Source organism: Nocardiopsis kunsanensis DSM 44524 (genome assembly GCF_000340965.1).
In the GTDB taxonomy this organism is placed as follows: domain Bacteria; phylum Actinomycetota; class Actinomycetes; order Streptosporangiales; family Streptosporangiaceae; genus Nocardiopsis; species Nocardiopsis kunsanensis.
In genome coordinates this window covers 40,681-62,009 of sequence record NZ_ANAY01000007.1, presented here as the reverse complement: position 1 = coordinate 62,009, position 21,329 = coordinate 40,681, and the positions used below count along the sequence as shown (strand labels likewise).

Genomic DNA, 21,329 nt, shown 5'->3' with positions numbered 1-21,329 from the left:
GAGGACGTTCCCCGACGCGCAGGCGGCGTGCAGTCCCTCGACCGCGCCTTCGCCCTGCTGGAGATCATGGCCGACGCGGGCGGCGAGGCCTCCCTCAGCCAGCTCGCCGACTCCTCCGGTCTGCCCCTGCCGACGATTCACCGCATCATCCGCACCCTCGTCGGCAACGGGTACGTACGTCAACTTCCCTCACGCCGCTACGCCCTGGGCCCGCGCCTCATCGGCCTGGGCGACAAGGCCTCGCGCATGCTCGGTACCTGGGCCCGTCCCCACCTGGCCCATCTGGTCGAGGAGCTCGGCGAGACCGCCAACCTGGCCATGCTCGACGGAGACAAGGTCATCTACGTCGCCCAGGTCCCCTCCCCCCATGCCATGCGCATGTTCACCGAGGTGGGACGCCGGGTCCTGCCGCACTCGGCCGGCGTCGGCAAGGCCCTCCTGGCCCAGCTCACCGACGAGGAGGCCCTGGCCGCCCTCACCCGGACCGGGATGCCCGCCGCCACCGACCGCACCATCACCGTCCCCGAGGACTTCGTCACCGAGCTCGGCCGTATCCGCGGCCAGGGCTTCGCCATCGACGACGGTGAACAGGAGATCGGCGTACGCTGCGTGGCCGTGCCCGTCGAGGGCGCCCCTTCGGGTATGGCCGTCTCCATCTCCGGCCCCGAGGCCCGCGTGAGCTGGGACTTCGTCGACCGCGCCGCACCCATCGTGCAGCAGTGCGCTGCCGCACTGGCCACAGACCTCAACAACCAGAGCTGACCCCCGGTGCGTCCCGCTCACACAGCGGCAGCGCACACACCAGGACCCGGCCGCAGAACGCTCTGCGGCCGGGTCCTGTCCGTGCACGGGGCACGCGCTCAGCTCTGTTGGTCGAAACCGAGCCTGCGCAGCAGCTTGGGGTCACGCTGCCAGTCCTTGGCCACCCGGACCCGCAGGTCCAGGAACGCCCGGCGTCCCAGGAGCCCCTCGATCTGCTTTCGGGCCCGCGAACCCACATCGCGCAGACGGGCCCCCTTCGTACCGATCACGATCGCCTTCTGGCTGGAGCGTTCCACGTACAACGACGCGTAGATGTCCACGAGCTCCTTGCCCTCGCGCTCGCTCATCTCGTCCACCACCACGGCGATCGAGTGCGGCAGTTCGTCGCGCACCCCCTCCAGGGCGGCCTCCCGCACCAGTTCCGCCACGAGCATCTCCTCGGGCTCGTCGGTGAGGTCGCCGTCCGGGTACAGGGGCGGGCCCTCGGGCAGGTGCGAGCACAGGACCTCGGAGACGGTGTCCAACTGGAACTCCCCCTCGGCCGAGACCGGGACGATGTCGGCCCAGTCCCCCAGCTCACTGACGGCCAGCAGCTGCCCGGCCAACGCGTCCCGGTCCACCAGGTCGGCCTTGGTCACCACCGCCACCACCGGTGTGGAGGTCTGCTCCGCCAGCTCCTTGGCGATGTAGGTGTCGCCCCGCCCGATGGGCTCGTCCGCCGGGATGCAGAACACGATCACGTCCACCTCGACCAGGGTGGAACGCACCAGCGAGTCCAACCGCTCCCCCAGCAGGGTGCGCGGCTTGTGCAGCCCAGGGGTGTCCACGATGATGAGCTGGGCCTCGGGCCGGTGCACGATCCCGCGCACCGTGCGCCGCGTGGTCTGCGGCCGGTTGCTGGTGATCGCCACCTTCTGCCCGACCAGCGCGTTCATCAGCGTCGACTTGCCCACGTTCGGGCGGCCGACGAAGCACGCGAACCCGCTGCGGAACCCTTCCGGGTAGGAGGGCGTTTCCAGCGGCAGACGCAGCTTCTCGAGGTCGAGGTCGTTCATGGATCCTTCTAGCGCTTCACGATGGACGACGGCACCCCGTCCGGGGCGGCCACCACCGTCACCTGGGTCTTCAGGTCGTCCGCTACCGCGCGGTCGTCCTCGGTCAGCTCCTTGGCGTCGGTCACCACGACCGCCGCCTCCAGCGCGGAGGCCTCGCTGGAGACCGCCGCGGCCACCGCGGCCTGGAGCGCGGTCAGACGCAACGACCGCAGCTCCACCGTCGTGGCCACATAGGTTCGGCCCGTCTCGTCGCGTACGGCGGCACCCTCGGGCGCGGCGTTGCGAGCGCGGGAGGCCCGCGCCAGGGTGATGAGCTTGCCGTCCTCGGCACCCAGCTCCGTCGTCTCCGTCACTGCTCCGTACTCCTCATGTCCGTCTCCTGTGGATCGTGCTCGGGCAGGCGCTCCACCATCACCGTCGTCATCCGGTTGCGGCGGCGGCTCTTGCCCTCCAGCGTCAGCCTCAGACCAGCGTATTCGGCACGGGCCCCGCCGACTGGAACACGACCCAGCACAAAAGCGACGAGCCCGCCGACCGTCTCCACGTCGTCCACGTCCAGGTCGATGTCGGGGTAGAGCTCGGCCAGCTCGCCCAACGGCAACCGGGCCGTCACACGCACACGGTCGTCGTCCAGGCGCACCACCGGAGGGATCTCGTGGTCGTACTCGTCGGTGATCTCGCCGACGATCTCCTCGACGATGTCCTCCAGCGTCACCAGGCCCGCCGTGCCGCCGTACTCGTCGATGGCGACCGCCAGATGGTTGCGCTGGCCCTGCATCTGGCGCAGCAACTCGTCGATGGGCTTGGTGTCGGGCACGTAATGGGCCGGGCGCAACACGTCGGCGGCGGTCAGCGGCGAGGCGTCCGCCGAACCCGCCCGCCAGCGGCCTCGTATGTGCTTGATCAGGTCCTTGAGGTAGACGATGCCGACCACGTCGTCCTCGTCCGCACCCGTCACCGGGATACGCGAGTACCCGCTCTCCAGGGCGGTGGTGAGCACCTCGTCGACGGGGGTCCCGTGTCCGGTGAAGACGATGTCGGGGCGCGGCACCATGACCTCGCGCACCGACGTGTCGTCGAGCTTGAAGACCGAGTGGATCATCTCGCGTTCCTCGGGGTCGATCACTTCGCCCCTCTCCGCGAGGTCCACCAGCTGACGCAGCTCCACCTCCGTGCTGAAGGGACCGTCCCGCTCCCCCTTGCCCCGCGGGGTCAACGCGCGGCCGGCGCCCACCAACAGCTGCGCGAGCGGGCCCAGCACGACCTGTACCGGGTACACCACGGTGGCACTGGCCCGGGCGATCGGCCCGGCGAACTGGCGACCCAGGATGCGCGGGGCGATCGCGATGAGGACCGACTCGAACACGACCATCGCCACGGCCGTCAGTACGATCGCGGGCCAGCCCAGGCCCAGCAGGAACACCATGCCGACCACAGCGGTCAGCACCGCGCACACCTCGCACACCACACGCAGGAACAGCAGCACGTTGAGGTGGCGGGTCGGGTCCTCGGCCACCCGGGCCCAGGAACGGGAGCTCGGGGTGGTGCGCACGTCCTTGGAGGTCTCGGGCGTCCCCACCGACAACACACGGGTCACGGCGGCCTCGGCCGAGACCAGGAACCCGGCCACGGCGGTGAGTACGAGGGCAGCGGCGAAGGCCGAGGCCCACTCGACCGGTTCGCCCGTGGTCAGCGGGGCCAGATCACTCCAGGAGTCCGGGTTCACAGCGACCTCTCATCCCCGGTGGGGTCCGCAGCCTCGCTTCCGGCCCAGGACCGCAGGATCTCGGCCTGCAGGCCGAACATCTCCTTGTGCTCCTCGGGTTCGGCGTGGTCGAACCCGAGCAGGTGCAGGATGCCGTGCGTACACAGCAGGTCGATCTCGGCTCGGGTCCCGTGCCCGGCTGTCTCGCCCTGGCGTTCGGCCACCTGGGGACAGATGATGACATCACCCAGGACCCCGGGTTCACTGGTGCGGCCCGAGCCGCCGGGACGCAGCTCGTCCATGGGGAAGGACAGCACGTCGGTGGGTCCGGGCTCATCCATCCACCGCACGTGCAGATCGGTCATGGGCCCTTCGTCGACCAGGACGACGGACAACTCGGCGAGCGGGTGCACCCGCATCGCGTCGAGCACGTGGCGGGCCAGACGGGACAGTCGTTCCTCGTCGACACCGGCCATGCCGGATTCGTTGGCGACCTCGATGGTCATCGGTTTGTTGGGCGTAGAGATCCGGCCCTTCAGGGCCGGGAGGGAACGCCCTCTCCTTTCCAGGTGTAGCCGTAACCGTCAGCCCGCTGGAGCAGACGCATGTGCTTGTGTCCGATGCCCTGGACCGTGCCGCGGGCGGTCGTGATGTTGAAACGGCCCGAGGCCCGCACCGCCACACGCCCGGTATAGGAACCGGCCTTCTTACCGGCAGGGACCACAGCGCGCACCAGGTCGCCGGTGGCGAAGGTGAAGAAACGCTTGACGCGGGGCAGGCGCAGACGCGCAAAACCGTACCGGTCGGTGCGGGTACGGGCGTAGGAACCCCGACCCGTGCGCCCGGCCACCAACACCCGTCCCACAGTCTCGGTGACCGTGTCGGCCTCGCCGGCCACGAGCGCGTCCAGAGTGTGGGTCTTGGGCAGCTGGTTGCACATGCGGTTCCACTTCGTGCGCCCGCCCGAACCCACACGCGGGGGCGTACGCTCCTGAAGAGTGCGCCACAGGGCCCACCGGGTGGACTGGGCCGCCGTCGCATCCCGTAGCGGAGCCTTCGCCCGGGACAGGATCCTCGCCGCACGATCGGGCGCGAACTCGGCCACCGGTCTGTGACCCTTGGCCTGGTTGCAGGGCACGCACGCCAGTACCAGGTTCGACACCCGATCCGAACCACCTTTGGAGCGGGGGTGGACGCGGTCGAGGTTGAGCGGGGTCTTCGCCGCGCCGCAATACACACAAGCGCGGCCGAATTTGGCCAAGAGACATCCACGGACCTCATAGCCATGCAAGGTGCCCTGCTGGTACTCGATCCCCTCCAACGGTTGACCGGGGGACAGAGCGTGGGTGTCGAAGGCGACCCGTTCCATGTGCACCGCCCGCACCGGAGCCCACCGGGCCGACCGGTCCACCCGACTGGTGGTGGTATCCACCCGGTGACGCAAGCTCGGAGTCAACCACCCGCGGGGTCGGGTGCGGTTGGAAAAGCGCGGCGGGCGGTACCGCAGGTTCGCCGACCGGCGTCGGCGCCGGTAAGCGGCCCGTTGGCCCATGTTCTTGCGGATCCGGGCGTCGCTGTGGTTGAGCTGGATGCTGTAGCGGCCCCGGCGTTGGCCCGCTCGGTGGGTGAACACGGCGATGCCGGTGTGCTGGGAACCGGGGTCGACCCCGACCTGCACACCGCCCACCTTGGACTCTGCAACCGTGCGGTCCCTCAACCGGATAGTGCAGGGGGTGCGCCGGTGCACCACCGCCCTGCCCTTGCCCAGGAGCTTGCGTGCCCGGGCGGGCGCGCAGGGCTGGAGCGGGTTCTGGTTCTTGTCCGGGACAAAAACATACGGTTCGGATCGTTCGGTGTGGGCCTCACGGCCCTGCTCCCCGACCCCGGCGGGGTCGGGGGTGACGCCGGAACCGCCAGGTGAGGCAGGTCCGGTCTCCCCTCGCACATGTTCCGTACCGGGTACCGCGTCACGGTGTTCGGGTCCCGTTTCGTCCCTGATCCCGGGGTTGTCTGCTGGCCCGAATTCCAGAGCCCGGCGCTGAGGAAGCACGCCGGGGTGGGTCTGCTCTCCTGTACGGAACGTAGCCATCGAGGTCACCTCCTTCTCGGTGATGGCTGGTGCTGGTAAAGGCGGGCTCGACCACGCGGGCCGAAAGCCCGGGTCCTCAGACTCGAGCTTCCTTTTCGGTTTTTGACTGCCTTACTCGGACGTGGTCGTGATCGAGTGGCGCTGGCAGAGCGCTGCGCGAGCCGGTGACCGCTGGTGCGGCCACCGGCTCGCGGCGCCGTGTCTCAGGGGAGGCCCCCGTCTGCCCGGGAGACCCTGCCTAGTCTGCCCGGTCCCCGGGCTCGTCCGGCTCGTCGTCGGCGGGCTCGGGGGTGTCGGCCGGGCCACGGCTCGGTGACCGGCCCCGCCCGCGCAGTCCGCCGCGGCCCCGGTTCTCGCCCTGACCCGCGGCCTGTTCGGCGTCGTAGCGTCCGTAGGCGTCGACGATCTGCCCGACCAGCTTGTGCCGGACGACGTCCTCGCTGCCCAGTCGGCAGAACGCGATGTCGTCGATGTCACCCAGGATGCGCTCGATGGTGCGCAGGCCGCTGGTCTGCCCGCCGGGCAGGTCGACCTGGGTGACGTCACCGGTGACCACGATCTTTGATCCGAAACCCAGCCGTGTCAGGAACATCTTCATCTGCTCCGGCGAGGTGTTCTGCGCCTCGTCCAGGATGATGAAGGAGTCGTTAATGGTTCTACCGCGCATGTATGCCAGGGGCGCGACCTCGATCGTCCCGGCCGACATCAGCTTGGGGATGGACTCGGGGTCGAGCATCTCGTGCAGGGCGTCGTAGAGCGGGCGCAGGTACGGGTCGATCTTGTCGTACAGGCTGCCCGGCAGGTACCCGAGGCGTTCACCGGCCTCGACCGCGGGGCGGGTCAGGATGATCCGGTTGACCTCTTTTTCCTGCAGCGCCTTGACCGCCTTGGCCATCGCCAGGTAGGTCTTACCGGTTCCCGCGGGGCCGATCCCGAAGACCACCGTGTTCCGGTCGATGACATCGACGTAACGCTTCTGGTTGACGGTCTTGGGACGGATCGTCTTGCCGCGGTTGGACAGGATGTTGGTGGTCAGCACGTCCACGGGGCGTTCGCTGCCGGCACCGAGCATGTGGATCATGCGCTCGATGGTGTCGGGGGTGACGTGGGTGCCGCTCTTGGCGAGCTCGATCAGCTCCTCGACGAGGCGGACCACGACCGCGGTCTCCTCGGGGGTGCCACTGATCGTGAACTCGTTGCCACGCACGTGGATGTCGCTGTCGAAGGAGCGCTCCAGGGTGCGCAGGAGCTCGTCGCCCGAGCCCAGCAGACTGACCATCGTGTGCTCGTCGGGCACCACGACCTTGACCTGAGTCTCGTGCCGCGGCTGCGTGTCGGTTGTCTCGGCCATGGTGAGGCCTTGCGGCCGCTGTCCCTACCCTTCGGTCCGACCCACCGCGGTTCGGGTGGGTACGTGTGTGCGTGGCCCGGTGTCCTCGATTCTACCAAGGGCACCCGGGCCGATTCGATCCTCCGAGTCCGGCTGTGGACCGCGCCGTTCTACCCGGGGGGCCAGTTGAGGCCACGGCCGCCCAGGACGTGGGCGTGCAGGTGGAAGACGGTCTGTCCCGCGCCGCTTCCGGTGTTGAACACCAGACGGTAACCGGTACCGTCCACACCCTCGGCCTTGGCCACCTCGTGCGCCTCCCGCGTCACCTCGTCGACCAGGCCGGTCCCGGCCGCAGCCGCCGAGGCCGCGTCCGGATGGTGTTCGCGCGGGATCACCAACACATGAGTGGGCGCCTGCGGATTGATGTCGCGGAAAGCAACGGTGCGCTCGCCCTCGCGTACGATCTCCGCGGGCACCTCACCCTGGACGATCTTGCAGAAGAGACAATCGTTCTCGGACATGGGGAACCTCCGTTTCCTCAGGGGTGTTCCGGCCCCATCATGCCGCAGCCCGGCCCGGTTCGCCCCGAGCGGTCCGGTCCCCGGGGTCGTGGGTGTACCGGTTTTCGGCGCGATAGGCTTCTCGTCCGTGCGCATCGGGCCCGTGTTCCCCTGCCCCTTCCACGCGTGTTCGGATGTCAACGGATGCAATCGCACGACGACTTGGGAAAGAAGAGGTATGCCCTTTCGTAAACCCCGCGACAAGGGTGTGCGTCGAACCGATGTGACGACAGAAACCATGGTGGCCGGAGCCACCACGGCCCCGCTCTCGGTGGAGTGGGACGCCGATCACGCGGTGACGGAGCTCTACCGGGAGCACTATCGGCCACTCGTGCGGCTCGCCTCACTCCTTGTGCGCGACCACGCGACCGCGGAAGAGGTCGTACAGGACGCGTTCGTGGCCATGCACGGCGCCTGGCGACGCCTGCGGGACCCGAACAAGGCCCTGTCCTACCTGCGCCAGGCGGTCGTGAACAAGGCCCGGTCGGTCCTGCGCCACAGGGCGGTCGTGGAGAAGCACGCCCCCAAGGCCCTGCCCGATGCCCCCAGCGCCGAGATCGGCGCCATGAACATGCTGGAGCGCGAGGCCGTGATCCGTGCTCTGCGCAAGCTCCCCACCCGTCAGCGCGAAGCGATCGCGCTGCGTTACTACGGCGACCTGTCGGAGGCGCAGATCGCGGACGCTATGGGTATCAGTCGAGGTGCGGTCAAGAGCCACACCTCACGCGGCATCACCGCACTCCGCTCTGTTCTGGAGCAGACGACATGACCAGCCCACACCACAACGAAGACGAGTTCGAGGCGCAGCTGCGTCAGCTCCTCAAGGCCGAGGCCGACTCCGTCCAGCCTTCCGCCGAGGGGCTCGACCTGATCCGGGAGAGAACCGAGAAAGGGCGCGCGGCGGCCTGGTTCGGTCTGCCATGGCTGCGTCCCGCGCTCGCGGTCGCCGGTGCGGCCCTGATCGCCACATCGGTGATCATGTCCAGCCCGCAGGTGCGCGACCAGGTCCTGGACATCGTCCCGGCCGGCGCGGACCGCGACGGCACACCGCCCCTGGGCAGCGACGGAACCGACAACGACGGTGGGGCTGCCGCACCGGACACCTCCACGAGCACCGACGACGGCACCACCCAGCCGGAGAGCGATCCCCCCGGGACGCCCGCACCCGAGCCCTCACCGGAGCAGAGTCCGACCGCCTCCGAGGAGGAGGACTACGAGACCGCGGCGTCCTGCCCTCCCGAGGACGGGCCCAGCTCCGAGCCCACCCGGAGCCCGGACGGGGACCGACCGGACACCGGCGAGTCCGGGCAGGACTGCGAACCCTCCGGCGAGCCCAGCGAGCCGGAGGAGACCGACGAGCCCGCCCCGGACGACGGTGACGAGGACGGGACCGAGGACGGCGAGAGCGGCCAGGAGGACCCCGGGGCCCCCGAGACCGAGGCCCCCGACAGCACCAGCTGAGCCCGTACGGCGGGGCGGGGCGAAGCAGCCTCCCGCCCCGCCCTGGGCACGGGGCCGGTGTTCACCAACGGCCGGTACGCGCCTGCAGGACCGACAACGCGGCCACCCCGGCGGTGGAGGTGCGCAGGACCGAGGGCCCCAGGAGCGCACGTACGGCGCCGACCTCGTCGAAGGCCTCCAGTTCGGTCCGGGAGAAACCACCTTCCGGCCCGACCACGAGCACGATGTGGGCCCCGGTGTCCTCGGGCAGTTCCATGGTGGCCAGGGTCCGGTCCGCGTCCTCGTGCAGGACCACCGCGAGGGTGGCGTCGCCGAGGAGGTCGGCCACGGTTCTCCGGTCGGCCGGATCGGCGACCTCGGGCACCCTCGACCGACGGGCCTGCTTGGCGGCCTCACGGGCGGTGTTGCGCCACTTGTCGAGCGACTTCTGTGTGCGCGGTCCCTTCCACCGGGTCACGCAGCGTTCGGCCGCCCAAGGGACGACGGTCTCCACTCCGGCCTCGGTCATCATCTCCACCGCCAGTTCACCGCGGTCGCCCTTGGGCAGTGCCTGGACGACGGTCAACCGGGGCCGGGGCTCGGGTTCGGTGTGCACCTCGCCGAGACGGCAGTCGATGCTGTCCTTGCCCGCGCCCACGACGGTGGCGCGGGCCCGCAGGCCCGCGCCGTCGGAGAGATCGACGACCTCACCTTCACGGATGCGCCGCACCATGGCCGCGTGACGGCCCTCGGGCCCGGCCACGGTGACCGTGGTGTCCGGGCCCGGGGTGAGGTCGGCGGTACCGACGAGGAAGACCGGCGGTGTCACTTCGCGCCGAAGGCGTCGCGGATCTTGGAGAAGAACCCGCCGTGCCCCGGACTGAACTTGCCGGGTGTCTTGTCCTCACCGCGCAGTTCGGCGAACTTGCGCAGCATGGACTCCTGTTCCTCGTCCAGCTTGCTCGGCGTCTCGACGTCCACGCGGATGCGCAGGTCGCCGCGGCCGCTGCCCTCCAGGCGGGTGACGCCCTTGCCCGGCAGGGTGATGACGTGCCCGGAGTTGGTCCCCGGGCGCAGGTCGATGTTCTCGGTCCCGTCGAGCGTGTCGAAGTCGAAGGAGGCACCGAGCGCTGCGGCCGTCATGGGGACGGTGATGGTGCAGTGCAGGTCGTCGCCGCGCCGTTCGAAGGTGGGGTGCGGCTTCTGGACGATCTCCACGATCACGTCACCGCGCGGTCCGCCGTTGGGACCGACCTCGCCCTCGCCGGCGAGCTGGATGCGCACGCCGTCGTCGACACCGGCGGGGATCTTGACCTTCCGGGTGACCTTCTCGCGCACCCGGCCCTCGCCCGTGCAGTCGGCGCAGGGGTCGGTGATGACCGTTCCCTGGCCGGAGCACTGCGGGCAGGGACGGGAGGTCATGACCTGGCCCAGGAAGGACCGGGTGACCTGCGAGACCTCGCCCTGGCCGTGGCACATCTCGCACGTGGTGCGGTGTGAGCCGGCCGCGGTCCCCTCGCCCTGGCAGGTGTCGCACAGGATCGCTGTGGGGAAGGTGATCTCCTTGGTGACGCCGAAGGCGGTCTCGACCAGGTCGAGCTCGACGCGGATCTTGATGCTGCGGCCGCGGCGCACGCGCTCGCGCGGACCGCGTCCGCCTCCGGGCTGCCCCCCGCCGAAGAACGCGTTCATGATGTCGTCGAACGCGAAACCGCCGGCGCCACCGAAGCCCCCGGCACCGCCGCCGCCACCGGCGGCCGCGAAGGGGTCCTGACCCATGTCGAACATCCGACGCTTGCTCTCGTCGGAGAGGACCTCGTAGGCCTGGGTCACTTCCTTGAAGCGCTCCTGCGTGGCAGGGTCCGGGTTGATGTCTGGGTGCAGCTCTCGGGCGAGCCGTCGGTAAGCCTTCTTGATCTCGTCCTTGGACGCGTCTCGACGCACCCCGAGAGTCTGGTAATAATCTCTGGCCACTGGGTTACTGTCCTGCCAAAATCTGTCCGACATACCGAGCCACCGCGCGGACCGCCCCCATCGTCCCGGGGTAGTCCATACGGGTGGGTCCCACCACACCGATCTTGGCCAGCGACTGGTTTCCCACACCGTAGTCGGCCGACACGACGGAGGTGGATCGAAGACCCTTGTGGAAATTCTCCTCGCCGATACTCACGGTGAGCATCGAGGGATCCTTCTCCTCACCCAACAAACGGATGAGGACCATGTTCTCTTCCAAGGCCTCGAGGACGTCCCTGAAACTGGCGGCGAAGTCGACCGCGGCGAGGTTGGCGGTACCAGCCAGCACGATCTTCTCCTCGTGCCGCTCGACCAGGCTCTCCAGCAGGACGGAGAGAACCGACACCGCGATTCCGCGGTGCTCGGGCGGGACCTGCGCGGGCAGGTCGTCGACCGTCTCCGGGACGTCGCTGAGGTAGCACCCTGCGATGGCTCTGTTGAGCATGGCACGCAGGTCGCTGACCGCATGCTCGCTGACGGCCTCCAGACCGTCGATGACACGTTGTTCGACCCGGCCCGTGTCGGTGATGACGACCATCATGATCCGCTGGCCCCCGAGGGGCACCAGTTCCACGTGCTGGACCGACGAACGTGTCAGCGAAGGATACTGCACGATCGCCACCTGGCGGGTGAGCTGTGCGAGCAGGCGCACGGTGCGGGCGACGATCTCGTCCAGGTCGACGGCACCGCCGAGGAAGGACTCGATCGCGCGGCGTTCCGGCGCGGAGAGCGGTTTGACCGAGGAGAGCCGGTCGACGAAGAGGCGGTAGCCCTTGTCCGTGGGTACCCGGCCGGCACTGGTGTGCGGCTGGGCGATGTACCCGTCCTCCTCCAAGGCCACCATGTCGTTGCGGATGGTCGCTGGTGAGACACCGAGCGGGTGCCGGTCGGCCAGAGCCCTGGACCCGACCGGTTCGTTGGTGTTGACGAAATCCTCGACGACGGCACGCAGGACTGCGAGCTTGCGCTCGTTCAGCAACTCGCCACCTCCTGGCACTCCTTGGTCCACAGTGCCAATTCTATGCCCGATCGCAAACCCGAGCAGTGACTCGGGGGTGAGATTGCCCGGACCCGGTCCTCGCAGGGCTTCTCGGGGCAGGCCGGAGCCTGTGCGGAGAGGGAGGGAACGGCCACCCGTTAGACTGCACCACCGTGGCAAGCGAGGGAACCGGCCGCTACGGCCGTGACGTGCTGGCGGGCGACTGGCGTAGGCCGCGCAAGGGCGCGGTCCGCGAGGTCGAGATGGAACGCGGACTCGTGGTGGAGGACGCCGACGAGGCCTTCTGCGGCGCGGTGGTGTCCTGGGACAAGGCCACGGTCACCCTCGAGGACCGCAAGGGCAGACTCCGGGTCTTCGACCTGGGGCCGGCGGCCTTCCTGCTGGAGGGGCGCCCGGTGACTCTGGTGCGTCCGGCGCCGAAAGCATCGGGCGGGCCGCTGCGCAGCGCCTCGGGGTCGGTGGCGGTCACCGGTGCCCGTGCGCGCGTGGCGCGCGAGAGCCGTATCTACGTCGAGGGCGCGCACGACGCGGAGCTGGTGGAGAAGGTCTGGGGCCACGACCTGCGTGTGGAGGGCGTGGCGGTGGAGTTCCTGGAGGGTGTGGATGCCCTTCCGGAGATCGTCGCGGAGTTCTCCCCCGGTCCGGGCCGACGACTGGGTGTGCTCGTCGACCATCTGGTCCCCGGTTCCAAGGAGAGCCGGATCGCCGAACGGGTCACGGGTGAGGACGTCCTGGTCGCCGGACACCCCTACGTCGACGTGTGGCAGGCCGTGCGGCCCGGCGCGGTCGGTATCGGGGCGTGGCCGCAGGTCCCGAGGGGCCTGCCCTGGAAGGAAGGGGTGGTGGACGCCCTGGGGTGGCAGTGCGGCACAGGCGAGGCCTGGGGGCGGATCCTCGGGTCGGTCCGTACCTATGCTGATCTGGAACCCGCCCTGCTGGGGCGGGTCGAAGAACTCATCGACTTCGTGACGGGACCCCACCCGGAGGAACCATAGGATTTCAGGCAGCGTCACAGGACTGGTGCGCCGTCCGTGTCCTCCGGCCCCGCGGCCCCTCGGTCGTCGGTACTGCCCGGTAGGACCATCAGCGCCCCCAACCAGCGGAGTCAAGGAACAGCATGAGCGAGACCCCGACGAACCCCCCTTCCCCGGACGAGGGTCCCCAGGAGGGGCAGCAGTCCGGCGCGCAGTCACCGTACGCGCCGCAGTCCTCGGGTGAACAGCAGCCGGTCGAGGGCGCGCACCCCGGTCATGCTCCCCAGCAGCCGGCCCCCGGACAGCCCTCGGGAGCTCAGTCCCCGTACGCGCCCGAGCACGGTCAGCCGGACCGGGCTCAGCAGCCGCCCTCCGGCGGACAGCCCGGGTACGGGCCGCCGTCCCAGGGCCGGCCCTCGGGCGGTCTGCCGGGCCACGGCGCCCCGCAGCAGCCCCAGCAGCACGGGTACGGACCGCCCGGACAGCCTCCGCAGCCCGGCCAGCCTCCACAGCCGGGACAGCCCGGCATGCCCCCGCAGCCGGGGTACGGCCAGCAGCCACCGCAGCCCGGCCCCTACGGCGCCCCGCAGCAGCCCCAGAAGCACGGGTACGGACCGCCCGGACAGCCTCCGCAGCCCGGCCAGCCTCCACAGCCGGGACAGCCCGGCATGCCCCCGCAGCCGGGGTACGGCCAGCAGCCTCCACAGCCCGGCCCCTACGGCGGACCCGATCAGGGGATCCACGGTCAGCCCGGCGCCCCGGCCCAGCAGGCTCCGGGCAGCGGCAACGACGTGCTCGTGGGCATGCTGGCGCACCTTTCCGGTTTCATCCTGGCCTGTGTTGGGTGGTTGCCCCCGCTGGCGATCCACCTCGCCAAGCGCAAACAGTCGGCGTTCGTACGCCACCACTCCTCCGAGGCGGCCAACTTCCAGTTCACGTTGCTCATCCCCTACATCATCGCGTTGGCGACCTTCATCTCACTGGGGATCTTCTTCCCGACGCTGTCCTGGATCGGTTCGGCTCTGTTCGCGCTGATCTGGATCGTCGCGATCGTCTTCGGCGTGCTGGCCGCCACCAGCGCGAACAAGGGGCATTGGTACCGCTACCCGCTGAGTATCCGCCTTCTCAAATGACCCTGCCCCCGGTGCCCTGCGCCTGCCCGGGGACACGTTGCACCCACAATCAGGACGACCGAGGTATTCACATGTCCTATCCGCACCCTCCCCCGGGCCACGGTGGTCAGGGATGGCAGCACAACGGCGGCATGCCTCCCCAGGGCGGCACCGGCGGTTACCCGCCACCGCCCGCCCAGGCACCCGGTGGCTACCCGCCCCCGCCCGCCCAGGCACCCGGTGGTTACCCGCCCCCGCACTCGGGGGGACAACAGCCGCAGAGCGGCGGCTACGGTCCGCCGCCCGCGGCCGGCGACCACCCCGGGGGCCAGGGCATGCCTCCTGCCGGCTACCAGCAGGGCAACATGCCGGTCCCCTACGGCCAGGGCCCCGGTATGCCCTCGCCCCACCAGGGCCAGGCGTGGGGTGCTCCCTACGGCCAGGGCGGCGACATGTACGGCTACGGCCATCCGACCCCGCCCGAGTGCGACTCGGCGAAGGTCGCGCACATCGGTGCGATCTTCGGATGGCTCGTCGCGCTCATCATGTACCTGCTGAAGAAGGACGAGTCGCCCTACGTGCGGTACCACACCGCACAAGCGCTCAACTTCCAGCTGCTGATGCTGATCGGCTACTTCATCAGCGGTGTGCTGATGTTCGTGCTCATCGGATACCTGACGTGGATGGCGCTGTTCATCACCTCGATCGTGCTGCAGATCAAGGCCGCCGGCGCGGCAGGGCGCGGTGAGTGGTACCGCTTCCCGTTCAACGTCAACTGGGTCAGCTGAGGGACGGGCAACACACATACCGGAGGGGGCCCGTAGCGGTCCCCTCCGTTCCTGTCCGGGTCAGGTGAGTTCGCGGACGACTGCATCGGCCAGCAGGCGGCCGCGTCGGGTCAGGACAGCACGGCCGCTACGGTACGCGTCGGCCCCGAGCAGGCCCTTGGCGACAGCGTGTTCGGCGGCGGCACGGCCGTGCGCGTCGAGGAGGTCGAGCGGGCAGCCCTCGGCCACACGCAGTTCCAGGAGGATGCGTTCGAAGCGGCGTTCCTCCGCGGTGAGCACTTCCCGTGCGTGGCCGGGGCTCTCTCCGGCGGCCAGACGCTGGGCGTAGGCGGCCGGGTGTTTGACGTTCCACCAGCGGGTGCCGCCGACATGGCTGTGGGCGCCCGGCCCCACCCCCCACCAGTGACCGCCGGTCCAGTACAGGTGGTTGTGCTCGCTGCGCCCGTGCGGGCCACGGGCCCAGTTGGAGACCTCGTAGGAGCGGTACCCGGCTGCGGTGAGGGTGTCGTCGGCCATGAGGTAGCGGTCGGCCATGGTGTCCTCGTCCGGTTCGGAGAGTTCACCGCGGCGGACACGTACGGCCAGGCGGGTGCCTTCCTCGACGATGAGGGAATAGGCCGAGACGTGGTCGGGACCCGCGGCGATCGCTGCTTCCAGGGACGCGGCCCAGTCCTCGTCGGTCTCTCCCGGGGTCCCGTAGATGAGGTCGAGGTTGACGTGGTCGAAGCCGGCCTCACGGGCCCAGGCCACGCACTGCTCGGGCCTGCCGGGGGTGTGCCCCCGTTCCAGGACCTTCAGGACGTGTTCGCGTGCGCTCTGCATGCCGAAGGAGACCCGGGTGAACCCTGCCTCGCGCAAACGGGCGAGATAGTCGGGGTCGACCGTCTCCGGGTTGGCCTCGGTGGTGAGTTCGGCGTCGGGATGCAGGCCGAAGCGGTCGCGGATCCGGGTGACGATGCGTCCGAGGTCCTCGGCCGGCAGGAGTGTGGGTGTTCCCCCGCCCACGAAGACCGTGCTGACCCGGGGACGCTCGCCGGTCAGGATCCGGTCGGCCAGATCGATCTCGGCGAGGGCCTGGTCCGCGTAGGTCTCCCGCGAGGACGTGGCGGTGCCGTCGCGGGAGACGAGCTCCTCGGCGGTGTAGGTGTTGAAGTCGCAGTACCCGCAACGGGTGACGCAGAACGGTACGTGGACGTAGAACCCGAGGGGACGCCGGCCGAGCTCGGCCAGTGCCTCCTCGGGCAGGGCACCGGTGGACGGTACGGCTTCGCCGTCGAGGGCTACGGAAGGCATGTCCCCAGTGTCGCCGACGCGGCGGCGTGCCCCGTCCCACTCCCCGGCCCCACAAGAAACCCGGAGACCGACCCCGACACAGGTCCACGCCCCGAACCGGCCCACCCCACACCCGTCAGCAGGCGCCGAGCACGAGGGCGCCGCACCGAATCGGGTCCCGAGGAGCCCCGGACCGGCTATGTTCGGCCGGGGGTCTTGCTGCTCCCGGACAGGTTCTGGGCGCGGGTGGCGGCGCGTTCGGCCCAGACGCCCCACTCTTCGGGCGCGCCCGGTAGCTCGGCCAGCCTGCGCAGGGTGTCGAGGTCGCCGACGCGGCCGGCACGGAACCCGGCCAGGACGGTGATCCCGTGGTCGGGGCGGTGCTCGACGGTGACCGGGGCTCCGGGGGCGATGTGGCCCTGTTCGAGCACGCGCAGGTAGACACCGGTGCGGCCTTCCTCAATGAAACGGCGCACCCACTGCCGTTCCTGGAGCCATCCCTGGAACACCCCGCACGGGGTCCTGGGCAGGGCCGCCTCGAGCAGGACGGGACCGACCCGCCAGCGCTCACCGACGACACTGGTGAGGAGGTCGATCCCGATGGTGGTGAGGTTCTCGCCGAAACTCCCGTTCCCGAGTGTGCGTCCCAGACGGCTCTCCCACAGGTCCAGGTCCTCACGGGCATAGGCGTAGACGGCCTTGTCGCGGCCACCGTGGTGCTCGGTGTCGGCCTGCTCGTCACCGTCGAGGCCGAGGGGGCCGGCGCGGGCTCCGCCCTCCCTCGGGGTCTTGTCGATGGCGGTGCGTTTCATACGCCCGGCCCAGCCGGCGTCGAACGCGCGGCCGGTCTGTACGGAGAGGATGTGGGCCTCGATGTCCATGCGGGAATCCTAGAGCGGCCCCTGCGGCCCACTGCAAAGGGTTTTACGCGGCGGGCCGCAGCGGGGGATCCTCGGGCGGGCGTACGTTCCGGCACGCGGCACCCGTCCTGGTGCGCTCAGACGGGGCGGGGCACGGCCTCGACCGCGGGACCCGTGCGGGAGGGGGAGGCTGCAGTGGAGCCGCGCACGACGAGCTCGGGGGCGAACATGTACTCCGTGCGAGAAGCGGCGTGGCCGGCGATCTCGTCGCAGAGGGTGCGTACGGAGGCCAGTGCCATGGCGCTGACGGGTTGGCGGACGGTGGTCAGCGGGGGATCGGTGAAAGCGATGAGCTGGGAGTCGTCGTAGCCGACCACGGAGAATTCCTGGGGCACACGCAGCCTGCGCCTGCGGGCCGCACGGATCGCGCCGAGGGCCATCATGTCGGAGCCGCAGACCATGGCGGTCACGCCGCGTTCGATGAGGGAGCTCGCGGCCGCGTCTCCTCCTTCGACCCCGAACAGGGAGAGTTCGACGAGGCCGTCGCCGTCCAGCCCGTGTGCGGCCAGGGCCTGGTGGTAGCCCTCGAGCTTGCGGCGTACGGGGACGTAGCGTTCGGGGCCGCTGGTGAAGCCGATACGGGTGTGTCCCATGGCAACGAGGTGGTCGACGGCCTGGCGGCCGGCCTCGCGGTCGTCACAGGAGACGAACGCCGCGGGCAGGTCCTCGGAGTAGCCGTTGACCAGGACGATGGGCAGGCGCCGGGAGACGAGAGCCTCGTAGCGTTCGCGCGAAGCGGTGGTGTCTGCGTGGCGGCCGGAGACGAAGATGATGCCCGAGACGTTGCGCTCGAGCAACAGTTCGACGTATTCGTCCTCGGTTATACCGCCGGGGGTCTGGGTGCACAGCACAGGGGTGAAGCCGCGCTGAGCCAGGGCGCTCTCGGCGGCCTGGGCGAACATCGGGAAGACGGGGTTGCCGAGTTCGGGCACGACCATGCCGACCAGCCCGGCCGACCTCTGCCGAAGCCGTGCAGGACGTTCGTATCCGAGCACGTCGAGCGCCGTGAGGACGGCCTTCCGTGTCTCGCCGCCGACCCCTGGTTTGTCGTTGAGCACCCGCGAGACGGTCGCCTCGCTGACGCCTGCGTGCCGCGCGATGTCGGCCAATCTTGGACCCATGGGCCCGACTTTAGTCGAGATGACTGTCACACGACAGAAAGTTGACGGTAATCTTGCGCAAGAACTTGCACGGATCTCAGGAAGGACCTCAATGGAGTCGCACTGGTGGCGCGAGGCGGCCATCTACCAGATTTACGTCCGCAGCTTCGCCGACTCAGACGGCGACGGCGAGGGCGACCTCGCCGGCATCCGCCAGAAGCTGCCGTACTTGGCTGAACTGGGGGTCGACGCGGTCTGGTTGACCCCCTTCTACGTCTCCCCTCTGGCCGACGGGGGCTACGACGTCGCCGACTACCGCGACGTCGACCCGCGTTTCGGGACCCTGGAGGACTTCGACGCTCTCCTCGCGGCCGCCCACGAGCTCGGCATCCGCATGATCATCGACGTGGTGCCCAACCACACCTCCTCGGCCCACCGGTGGTTCCGGGAAGCGGTGGCGGCCGAACCGGGCAGCCCCGAGCGGGCGCGGTACCTCTTCCGGGACGGCCGCGGCCCGAACGGGGACGAGCCGCCCAACAACTGGACCTCGATCTTCGGCGGCCCGGCCTGGACGCGGCTCAAGCGGGCCGACGGCACCCCGGAGCAGTGGTACCTGCACCTGTTCGACCCCGAGCAGCCCGACCTGGACTGGACCAACCCCGAGGTCCACGACGAGTTCGAGGACGTCCTGCGGTTCTGGCTGGACCGGGGCGTGGACGGGTTCCGCATCGACGTCGCGCACGGCATGGTCAAGGACCAGGATCTGCCCGACGTGGCAGAGGGCACCGAGGCGGGCATGCTCGACGGCCAGCACGTACTGCCCTACTTCGACCAGGACGGGGTGCACGAGATCTACCGGCGCTGGCGCCGGATCACCGACTCCTACGAGGGCGACCGGGCCCTGGTGGCCGAGGCCTGGGTGGAGGACGTCGACCGGATCGCGCGGTACCTGCGTCCGGACGAGCTGCACCAGGCGTTCAACTTCGAGTACTTGACCGCTCCGTGGGACGCCGCTCGCCTGCGGGAGGTCGTGGACACCTCGTTGGCGGCCAACGGTGCGGTCGGAGCGGCCACGACCTGGGTGCTGTCCAACCACGACGTGGTGCGGCACGTGACCCGTTTCGGCGGGGGCGAGCAGGGCCTGCGCCGGGCGCGTGCGGGCACGCTGTTCATGCTGGCGCTGCCGGGTTCGGCCTACCTGTACCAGGGTGAGGAGCTGGGCCTTCCGGAGGTGACCGACCTTCCGGAGGAGGCGCTGCAGGACCCCACGTGGGAGCGTTCGGGCCGTACCGACCGCGGTCGTGACGGATGCCGGGTGCCACTGCCGTGGGAGGCCGGCAGCGCCCCGTTCGGTTTCGGTCCGGAGGGGAGCGCCCCGTGGCTGCCGATACCCGAGTCCTACGGTCCGCTCTCGCGCGACTCCCAGCGCGGTGTGGAGGGCTCGACGCTGGAGATGTACACGCGTGCTCTGCAGCTGCGGAGCGAGCTGGCGTCTCTGGGCGACGGGACCATGGAGTGGTTGGAGGCCCCCGAGGGGGTCCTGTACTTCGACCGCGGGGCGGGGATCCGCTGTGCGGTGAACATGACCGGGGCGGCGGTGGAGCTGCCGGAGAGCGGTGAGGTCCTGGTGGCCAGTGGCCCGGGTGTCTCCACGGGTGAGCGGCTGACGCTGCCTGGGGAGACGGCCGTCTGGCTGCGCGTCTGACCCGTCCGTGTTCGGTGGGGCCGGGGCCACGGTTCCGGCCCCAGGAACCCTCCCTGTGCGGGGCCGGGACCACTCGGCTCCGCCCCTTCCCCTTCTTGCCCCTGCCCCCCCTTTTCTTTCCCCTACTCATGCGGCGCCCGCGCCCCGCCCCCTCACGGGCACCGCTCGTACCTCAGGAGGCTCCGTGAGGTTCCGATCCCCTTTGTTGGCCGGCGCACTCGCTCTGGCCCTGACCGCTTGCTCCGGCGGCGGAGACGACCCCGAACCCTTCGACGGCACGTTGATCATGTGGGCCGACGAGGACCGGTACCAGGCGATGCGTACCTTCGCCGAGGCCTACGCGCGCCACACCCGTGCCCGGATCGAGGTCGTGGTCGTCGAGCACGAGGAGTTGCGGGACAGTTTCCTCAGTGCCCACGAAGGAGGCCTGGGGCCCGACCTCCTGGCGGGCCCGCACGACTGGACCGGTGAGTTGGTGGAGGCCGGCGCCGTGGTCCCGGTCGGTATCGATCCCCAGGAGGACGCCGATCTGTTCACCCCGGGTGCACTGGAAGCGGTCACCTACGACGGGCAGGTCCACGGCGTCCCCTACGCCACCGAGAACCTGGCGTTGATCCGCAACACCGACCTGGCACCGCAGGAGCCCTCCTCGATCGAGGAGATGGTGGCCACGGGCGAGGGGCTGGTGGAGAGCGGAAACGCCGAACAGGTGCTGAGCGTGCAGCAGGGCCAGGAAGGTGATGCCTACCACCTCCATCCGTTCTTCACCTCGGCCGGCGGCTACCTGTTCGGTGAGGACGCCTCGGGTGACCCCGACCCCTCGGAGCTGGGGGTGGCTTCCCCCGAGTCGGTGTCGGCTTTCGAGAGCCTGGCGGAGCTGGGCGAGGACGGCTCCGGTGTGCTCGAGCGGTCTACCGATGCCGACAACACCGCGGACCTGTTCATCTCGGCTGCGGCGCCGTTCCTGCTCACCGGGCCCTGGAACGTGCCGGCCATCCAGGAGGCGGGTACCCCCTACGAGGTCGGCCCGATCCCGGGTTTCGAGGACGGCGGCCCGTCCCGCTCCCTGGTGGGTGTGCAGACCTTCTTCGTCTCCTCCGGGGCCGCCGACCCGGAGCTGGCCGAGCACCTGGCGAAGACCTTCCTGACCGAGCCGGAACTGTCGGTGATCCTGCACGACGCCGATCCGCGCATGCCCGCGTTGGACGAGGCCCTGGAAACGGTTTCCGAGAAGGACCCGGACCTGGAGGGTTTCGAGCGTGCGGGCGAGAACGGGATACCTATGCCGGCCATCCCGGAGATGGACGCTGTGTGGACACCGTTCGGGCAGGCGGGTGCTGACGTGATCGGCGGAGCGGACCCGTCCACGGTGCTGTCGGAGGCCGAGCAGGCCATCGTGTCCGAGTTCGACTGAGCAGTCGGTGTGCGGCGCGTCCGTGGGGATCCGGGGGCGCGCCTTGCTACCCCGCTCATCCGCTGAGCGATGATGTGACCTCTCGACGGT

General features: G+C 69.8%; 22 protein-coding genes. 8 read left to right on the top strand and 14 right to left on the bottom strand.

Annotated elements, in window-relative coordinates; translation table 11 throughout:
- Nucleotides 1-27 precede the first annotated feature (27 nt).
- Nucleotides 28-762: an IclR family transcriptional regulator gene (locus tag D456_RS0106235; RefSeq protein ID WP_026115622.1), complete on the top strand. Its 735-nt coding sequence runs from the start codon at nucleotides 28-30 to the stop codon at nucleotides 760-762.
- A 98-nt stretch (nucleotides 763-860) separates the two neighbouring features.
- Here the strand turns inward: D456_RS0106235 and era are convergent, their stop codons facing one another.
- The 7 genes from era to D456_RS0106200 all read right to left on the bottom strand — a co-directional run bounded on the left by era (nucleotide 861) and on the right by D456_RS0106200 (nucleotide 7,462).
- Complete coding sequence (era, locus tag D456_RS0106230) at nucleotides 861-1,817, bottom strand: GTPase Era (protein ID WP_017575303.1); 957 nt, start codon at nucleotides 1,815-1,817, stop codon at nucleotides 861-863.
- A gap of 8 nt (nucleotides 1,818-1,825) precedes the next feature.
- Entirely contained in the window at nucleotides 1,826-2,170 is a 345-nt protein-coding gene (locus D456_RS0106225; RefSeq protein ID WP_017575302.1) for a hypothetical protein, read from the bottom strand.
- Nucleotides 2,167-3,543, bottom strand: coding sequence for a hemolysin family protein (locus tag D456_RS0106220; protein ID WP_017575301.1), 1,377 nt, complete (start codon nucleotides 3,541-3,543; stop codon nucleotides 2,167-2,169). The genes D456_RS0106225 and D456_RS0106220 overlap by 4 nt, the downstream gene beginning before the upstream one ends.
- A complete protein-coding gene (gene ybeY / locus D456_RS0106215) occupies nucleotides 3,540-4,028 on the bottom strand; it encodes an rRNA maturation RNase YbeY (protein WP_017575300.1) in 489 nt (162 codons plus the stop codon). Before ybeY ends, D456_RS0106220 begins: the two co-directional genes overlap by 4 nt.
- A 29-nt stretch (nucleotides 4,029-4,057) precedes the next feature.
- A complete protein-coding gene (gene iscB, locus D456_RS0106210) occupies nucleotides 4,058-5,611 on the bottom strand; it encodes an RNA-guided endonuclease IscB (protein ID WP_026115621.1) in 1,554 nt (517 codons plus the stop codon).
- A gap of 238 nt (nucleotides 5,612-5,849) precedes the next feature.
- A complete protein-coding gene (locus tag D456_RS0106205) occupies nucleotides 5,850-6,962 on the bottom strand; it encodes a PhoH family protein (protein ID WP_017575298.1) in 1,113 nt (370 codons plus the stop codon).
- A 149-nt stretch (nucleotides 6,963-7,111) separates the two neighbouring features.
- Nucleotides 7,112-7,462, bottom strand: coding sequence for a histidine triad nucleotide-binding protein (locus D456_RS0106200; RefSeq protein WP_017575297.1), 351 nt, complete (start codon nucleotides 7,460-7,462; stop codon nucleotides 7,112-7,114).
- Between the two features lie 277 nt (nucleotides 7,463-7,739).
- Here D456_RS0106200 and D456_RS0106195 point away from each other — a divergent pair, with 277 nt between their 5' ends.
- Together D456_RS0106195 and D456_RS0106190 are read left to right on the top strand one after the other, a co-directional pair.
- Nucleotides 7,740-8,270, top strand: coding sequence for a SigE family RNA polymerase sigma factor (locus tag D456_RS0106195; protein ID WP_017575296.1), 531 nt, complete (start codon nucleotides 7,740-7,742; stop codon nucleotides 8,268-8,270).
- On the top strand, nucleotides 8,267-8,962 hold the full coding sequence (locus D456_RS0106190) for a hypothetical protein (RefSeq protein ID WP_017575295.1): 696 nt from the start codon (nucleotides 8,267-8,269) through the stop codon (nucleotides 8,960-8,962). Before D456_RS0106195 ends, D456_RS0106190 begins: the two co-directional genes overlap by 4 nt.
- 61 nt (nucleotides 8,963-9,023) lie before the next feature.
- On the opposite strand, the gene D456_RS0106185 is transcribed toward D456_RS0106190, so the two are convergent.
- Genes D456_RS0106185 through hrcA form a run of 3 tightly spaced genes read right to left on the bottom strand, consistent with a single transcriptional unit; the run spans nucleotide 9,024 to nucleotide 11,933 of the window.
- The gene (locus D456_RS0106185; protein WP_017575294.1) at nucleotides 9,024-9,770 is read right to left on the bottom strand and encodes a 16S rRNA (uracil(1498)-N(3))-methyltransferase; all 747 of its coding nucleotides are present in this window, start codon (nucleotides 9,768-9,770) and stop codon (nucleotides 9,024-9,026) included.
- The gene (gene dnaJ, locus D456_RS0106180) at nucleotides 9,767-10,915 is read right to left on the bottom strand and encodes a molecular chaperone DnaJ (RefSeq protein ID WP_017575293.1); all 1,149 of its coding nucleotides are present in this window, start codon (nucleotides 10,913-10,915) and stop codon (nucleotides 9,767-9,769) included. The genes D456_RS0106185 and dnaJ overlap by 4 nt, the downstream gene beginning before the upstream one ends.
- A gap of 4 nt (nucleotides 10,916-10,919) precedes the next feature.
- Entirely contained in the window at nucleotides 10,920-11,933 is a 1,014-nt protein-coding gene (gene hrcA / locus D456_RS0106175) for a heat-inducible transcriptional repressor HrcA (RefSeq protein WP_017575292.1), read from the bottom strand.
- 173 nt (nucleotides 11,934-12,106) lie between these two features.
- Between hrcA and D456_RS0106170 the strand changes: the two genes are divergently transcribed.
- Nucleotides 12,107-12,949 (top strand): DUF3097 domain-containing protein, encoded by an 843-nt coding sequence (locus D456_RS0106170; RefSeq protein ID WP_017575291.1) that lies wholly within the window; start codon nucleotides 12,107-12,109, stop codon nucleotides 12,947-12,949.
- 194 nt (nucleotides 12,950-13,143) lie between these two features.
- Here the strand turns inward: D456_RS0106170 and D456_RS26820 are convergent, their stop codons facing one another.
- Nucleotides 13,144-13,743: a hypothetical protein gene (locus tag D456_RS26820; protein WP_160166718.1), complete on the bottom strand. Its 600-nt coding sequence runs from the start codon at nucleotides 13,741-13,743 to the stop codon at nucleotides 13,144-13,146.
- On the opposite strand from D456_RS26820, the gene D456_RS0106160 reads away from it, so the two are divergent.
- Together D456_RS0106160 and D456_RS23750 are read left to right on the top strand one after the other, a co-directional pair.
- Nucleotides 13,732-14,061 (top strand): DUF4870 domain-containing protein, encoded by a 330-nt coding sequence (locus D456_RS0106160; RefSeq protein WP_026115619.1) that lies wholly within the window; start codon nucleotides 13,732-13,734, stop codon nucleotides 14,059-14,061. The two genes, D456_RS26820 and D456_RS0106160, sit on opposite strands and share 12 nt — an antisense overlap.
- 71 nt (nucleotides 14,062-14,132) lie before the next feature.
- The gene (locus D456_RS23750; RefSeq protein WP_040698794.1) at nucleotides 14,133-14,828 is read left to right on the top strand and encodes a DUF4870 domain-containing protein; all 696 of its coding nucleotides are present in this window, start codon (nucleotides 14,133-14,135) and stop codon (nucleotides 14,826-14,828) included.
- A 60-nt stretch (nucleotides 14,829-14,888) separates the two neighbouring features.
- On the opposite strand, the gene hemW is transcribed toward D456_RS23750, so the two are convergent.
- The 3 genes from hemW to D456_RS0106140 all read right to left on the bottom strand — a co-directional run bounded on the left by hemW (nucleotide 14,889) and on the right by D456_RS0106140 (nucleotide 18,141).
- A complete protein-coding gene (hemW, locus tag D456_RS0106150; protein ID WP_017575287.1) occupies nucleotides 14,889-16,121 on the bottom strand; it encodes a radical SAM family heme chaperone HemW in 1,233 nt (410 codons plus the stop codon).
- Between the two features lie 176 nt (nucleotides 16,122-16,297).
- Nucleotides 16,298-16,981, bottom strand: coding sequence for an MOSC domain-containing protein (locus tag D456_RS0106145; protein ID WP_017575286.1), 684 nt, complete (start codon nucleotides 16,979-16,981; stop codon nucleotides 16,298-16,300).
- Nucleotides 16,982-17,097: 116 nt separating this feature from the next.
- Nucleotides 17,098-18,141: a LacI family DNA-binding transcriptional regulator gene (locus D456_RS0106140; RefSeq protein ID WP_026115618.1), complete on the bottom strand. Its 1,044-nt coding sequence runs from the start codon at nucleotides 18,139-18,141 to the stop codon at nucleotides 17,098-17,100.
- Between the two features lie 91 nt (nucleotides 18,142-18,232).
- On the opposite strand from D456_RS0106140, the gene D456_RS0106135 reads away from it, so the two are divergent.
- Both D456_RS0106135 and D456_RS0106130 read left to right on the top strand, forming a co-directional pair.
- Nucleotides 18,233-19,825, top strand: a complete 1,593-nt coding sequence (locus D456_RS0106135) for a glycoside hydrolase family 13 protein (protein ID WP_017575284.1) — start codon at nucleotides 18,233-18,235, stop codon at nucleotides 19,823-19,825.
- A 184-nt stretch (nucleotides 19,826-20,009) separates the two neighbouring features.
- Entirely contained in the window at nucleotides 20,010-21,239 is a 1,230-nt protein-coding gene (locus D456_RS0106130; RefSeq protein ID WP_026115617.1) for a sugar ABC transporter substrate-binding protein, read from the top strand.
- Nucleotides 21,240-21,329: the final 90 nt, after the last annotated feature.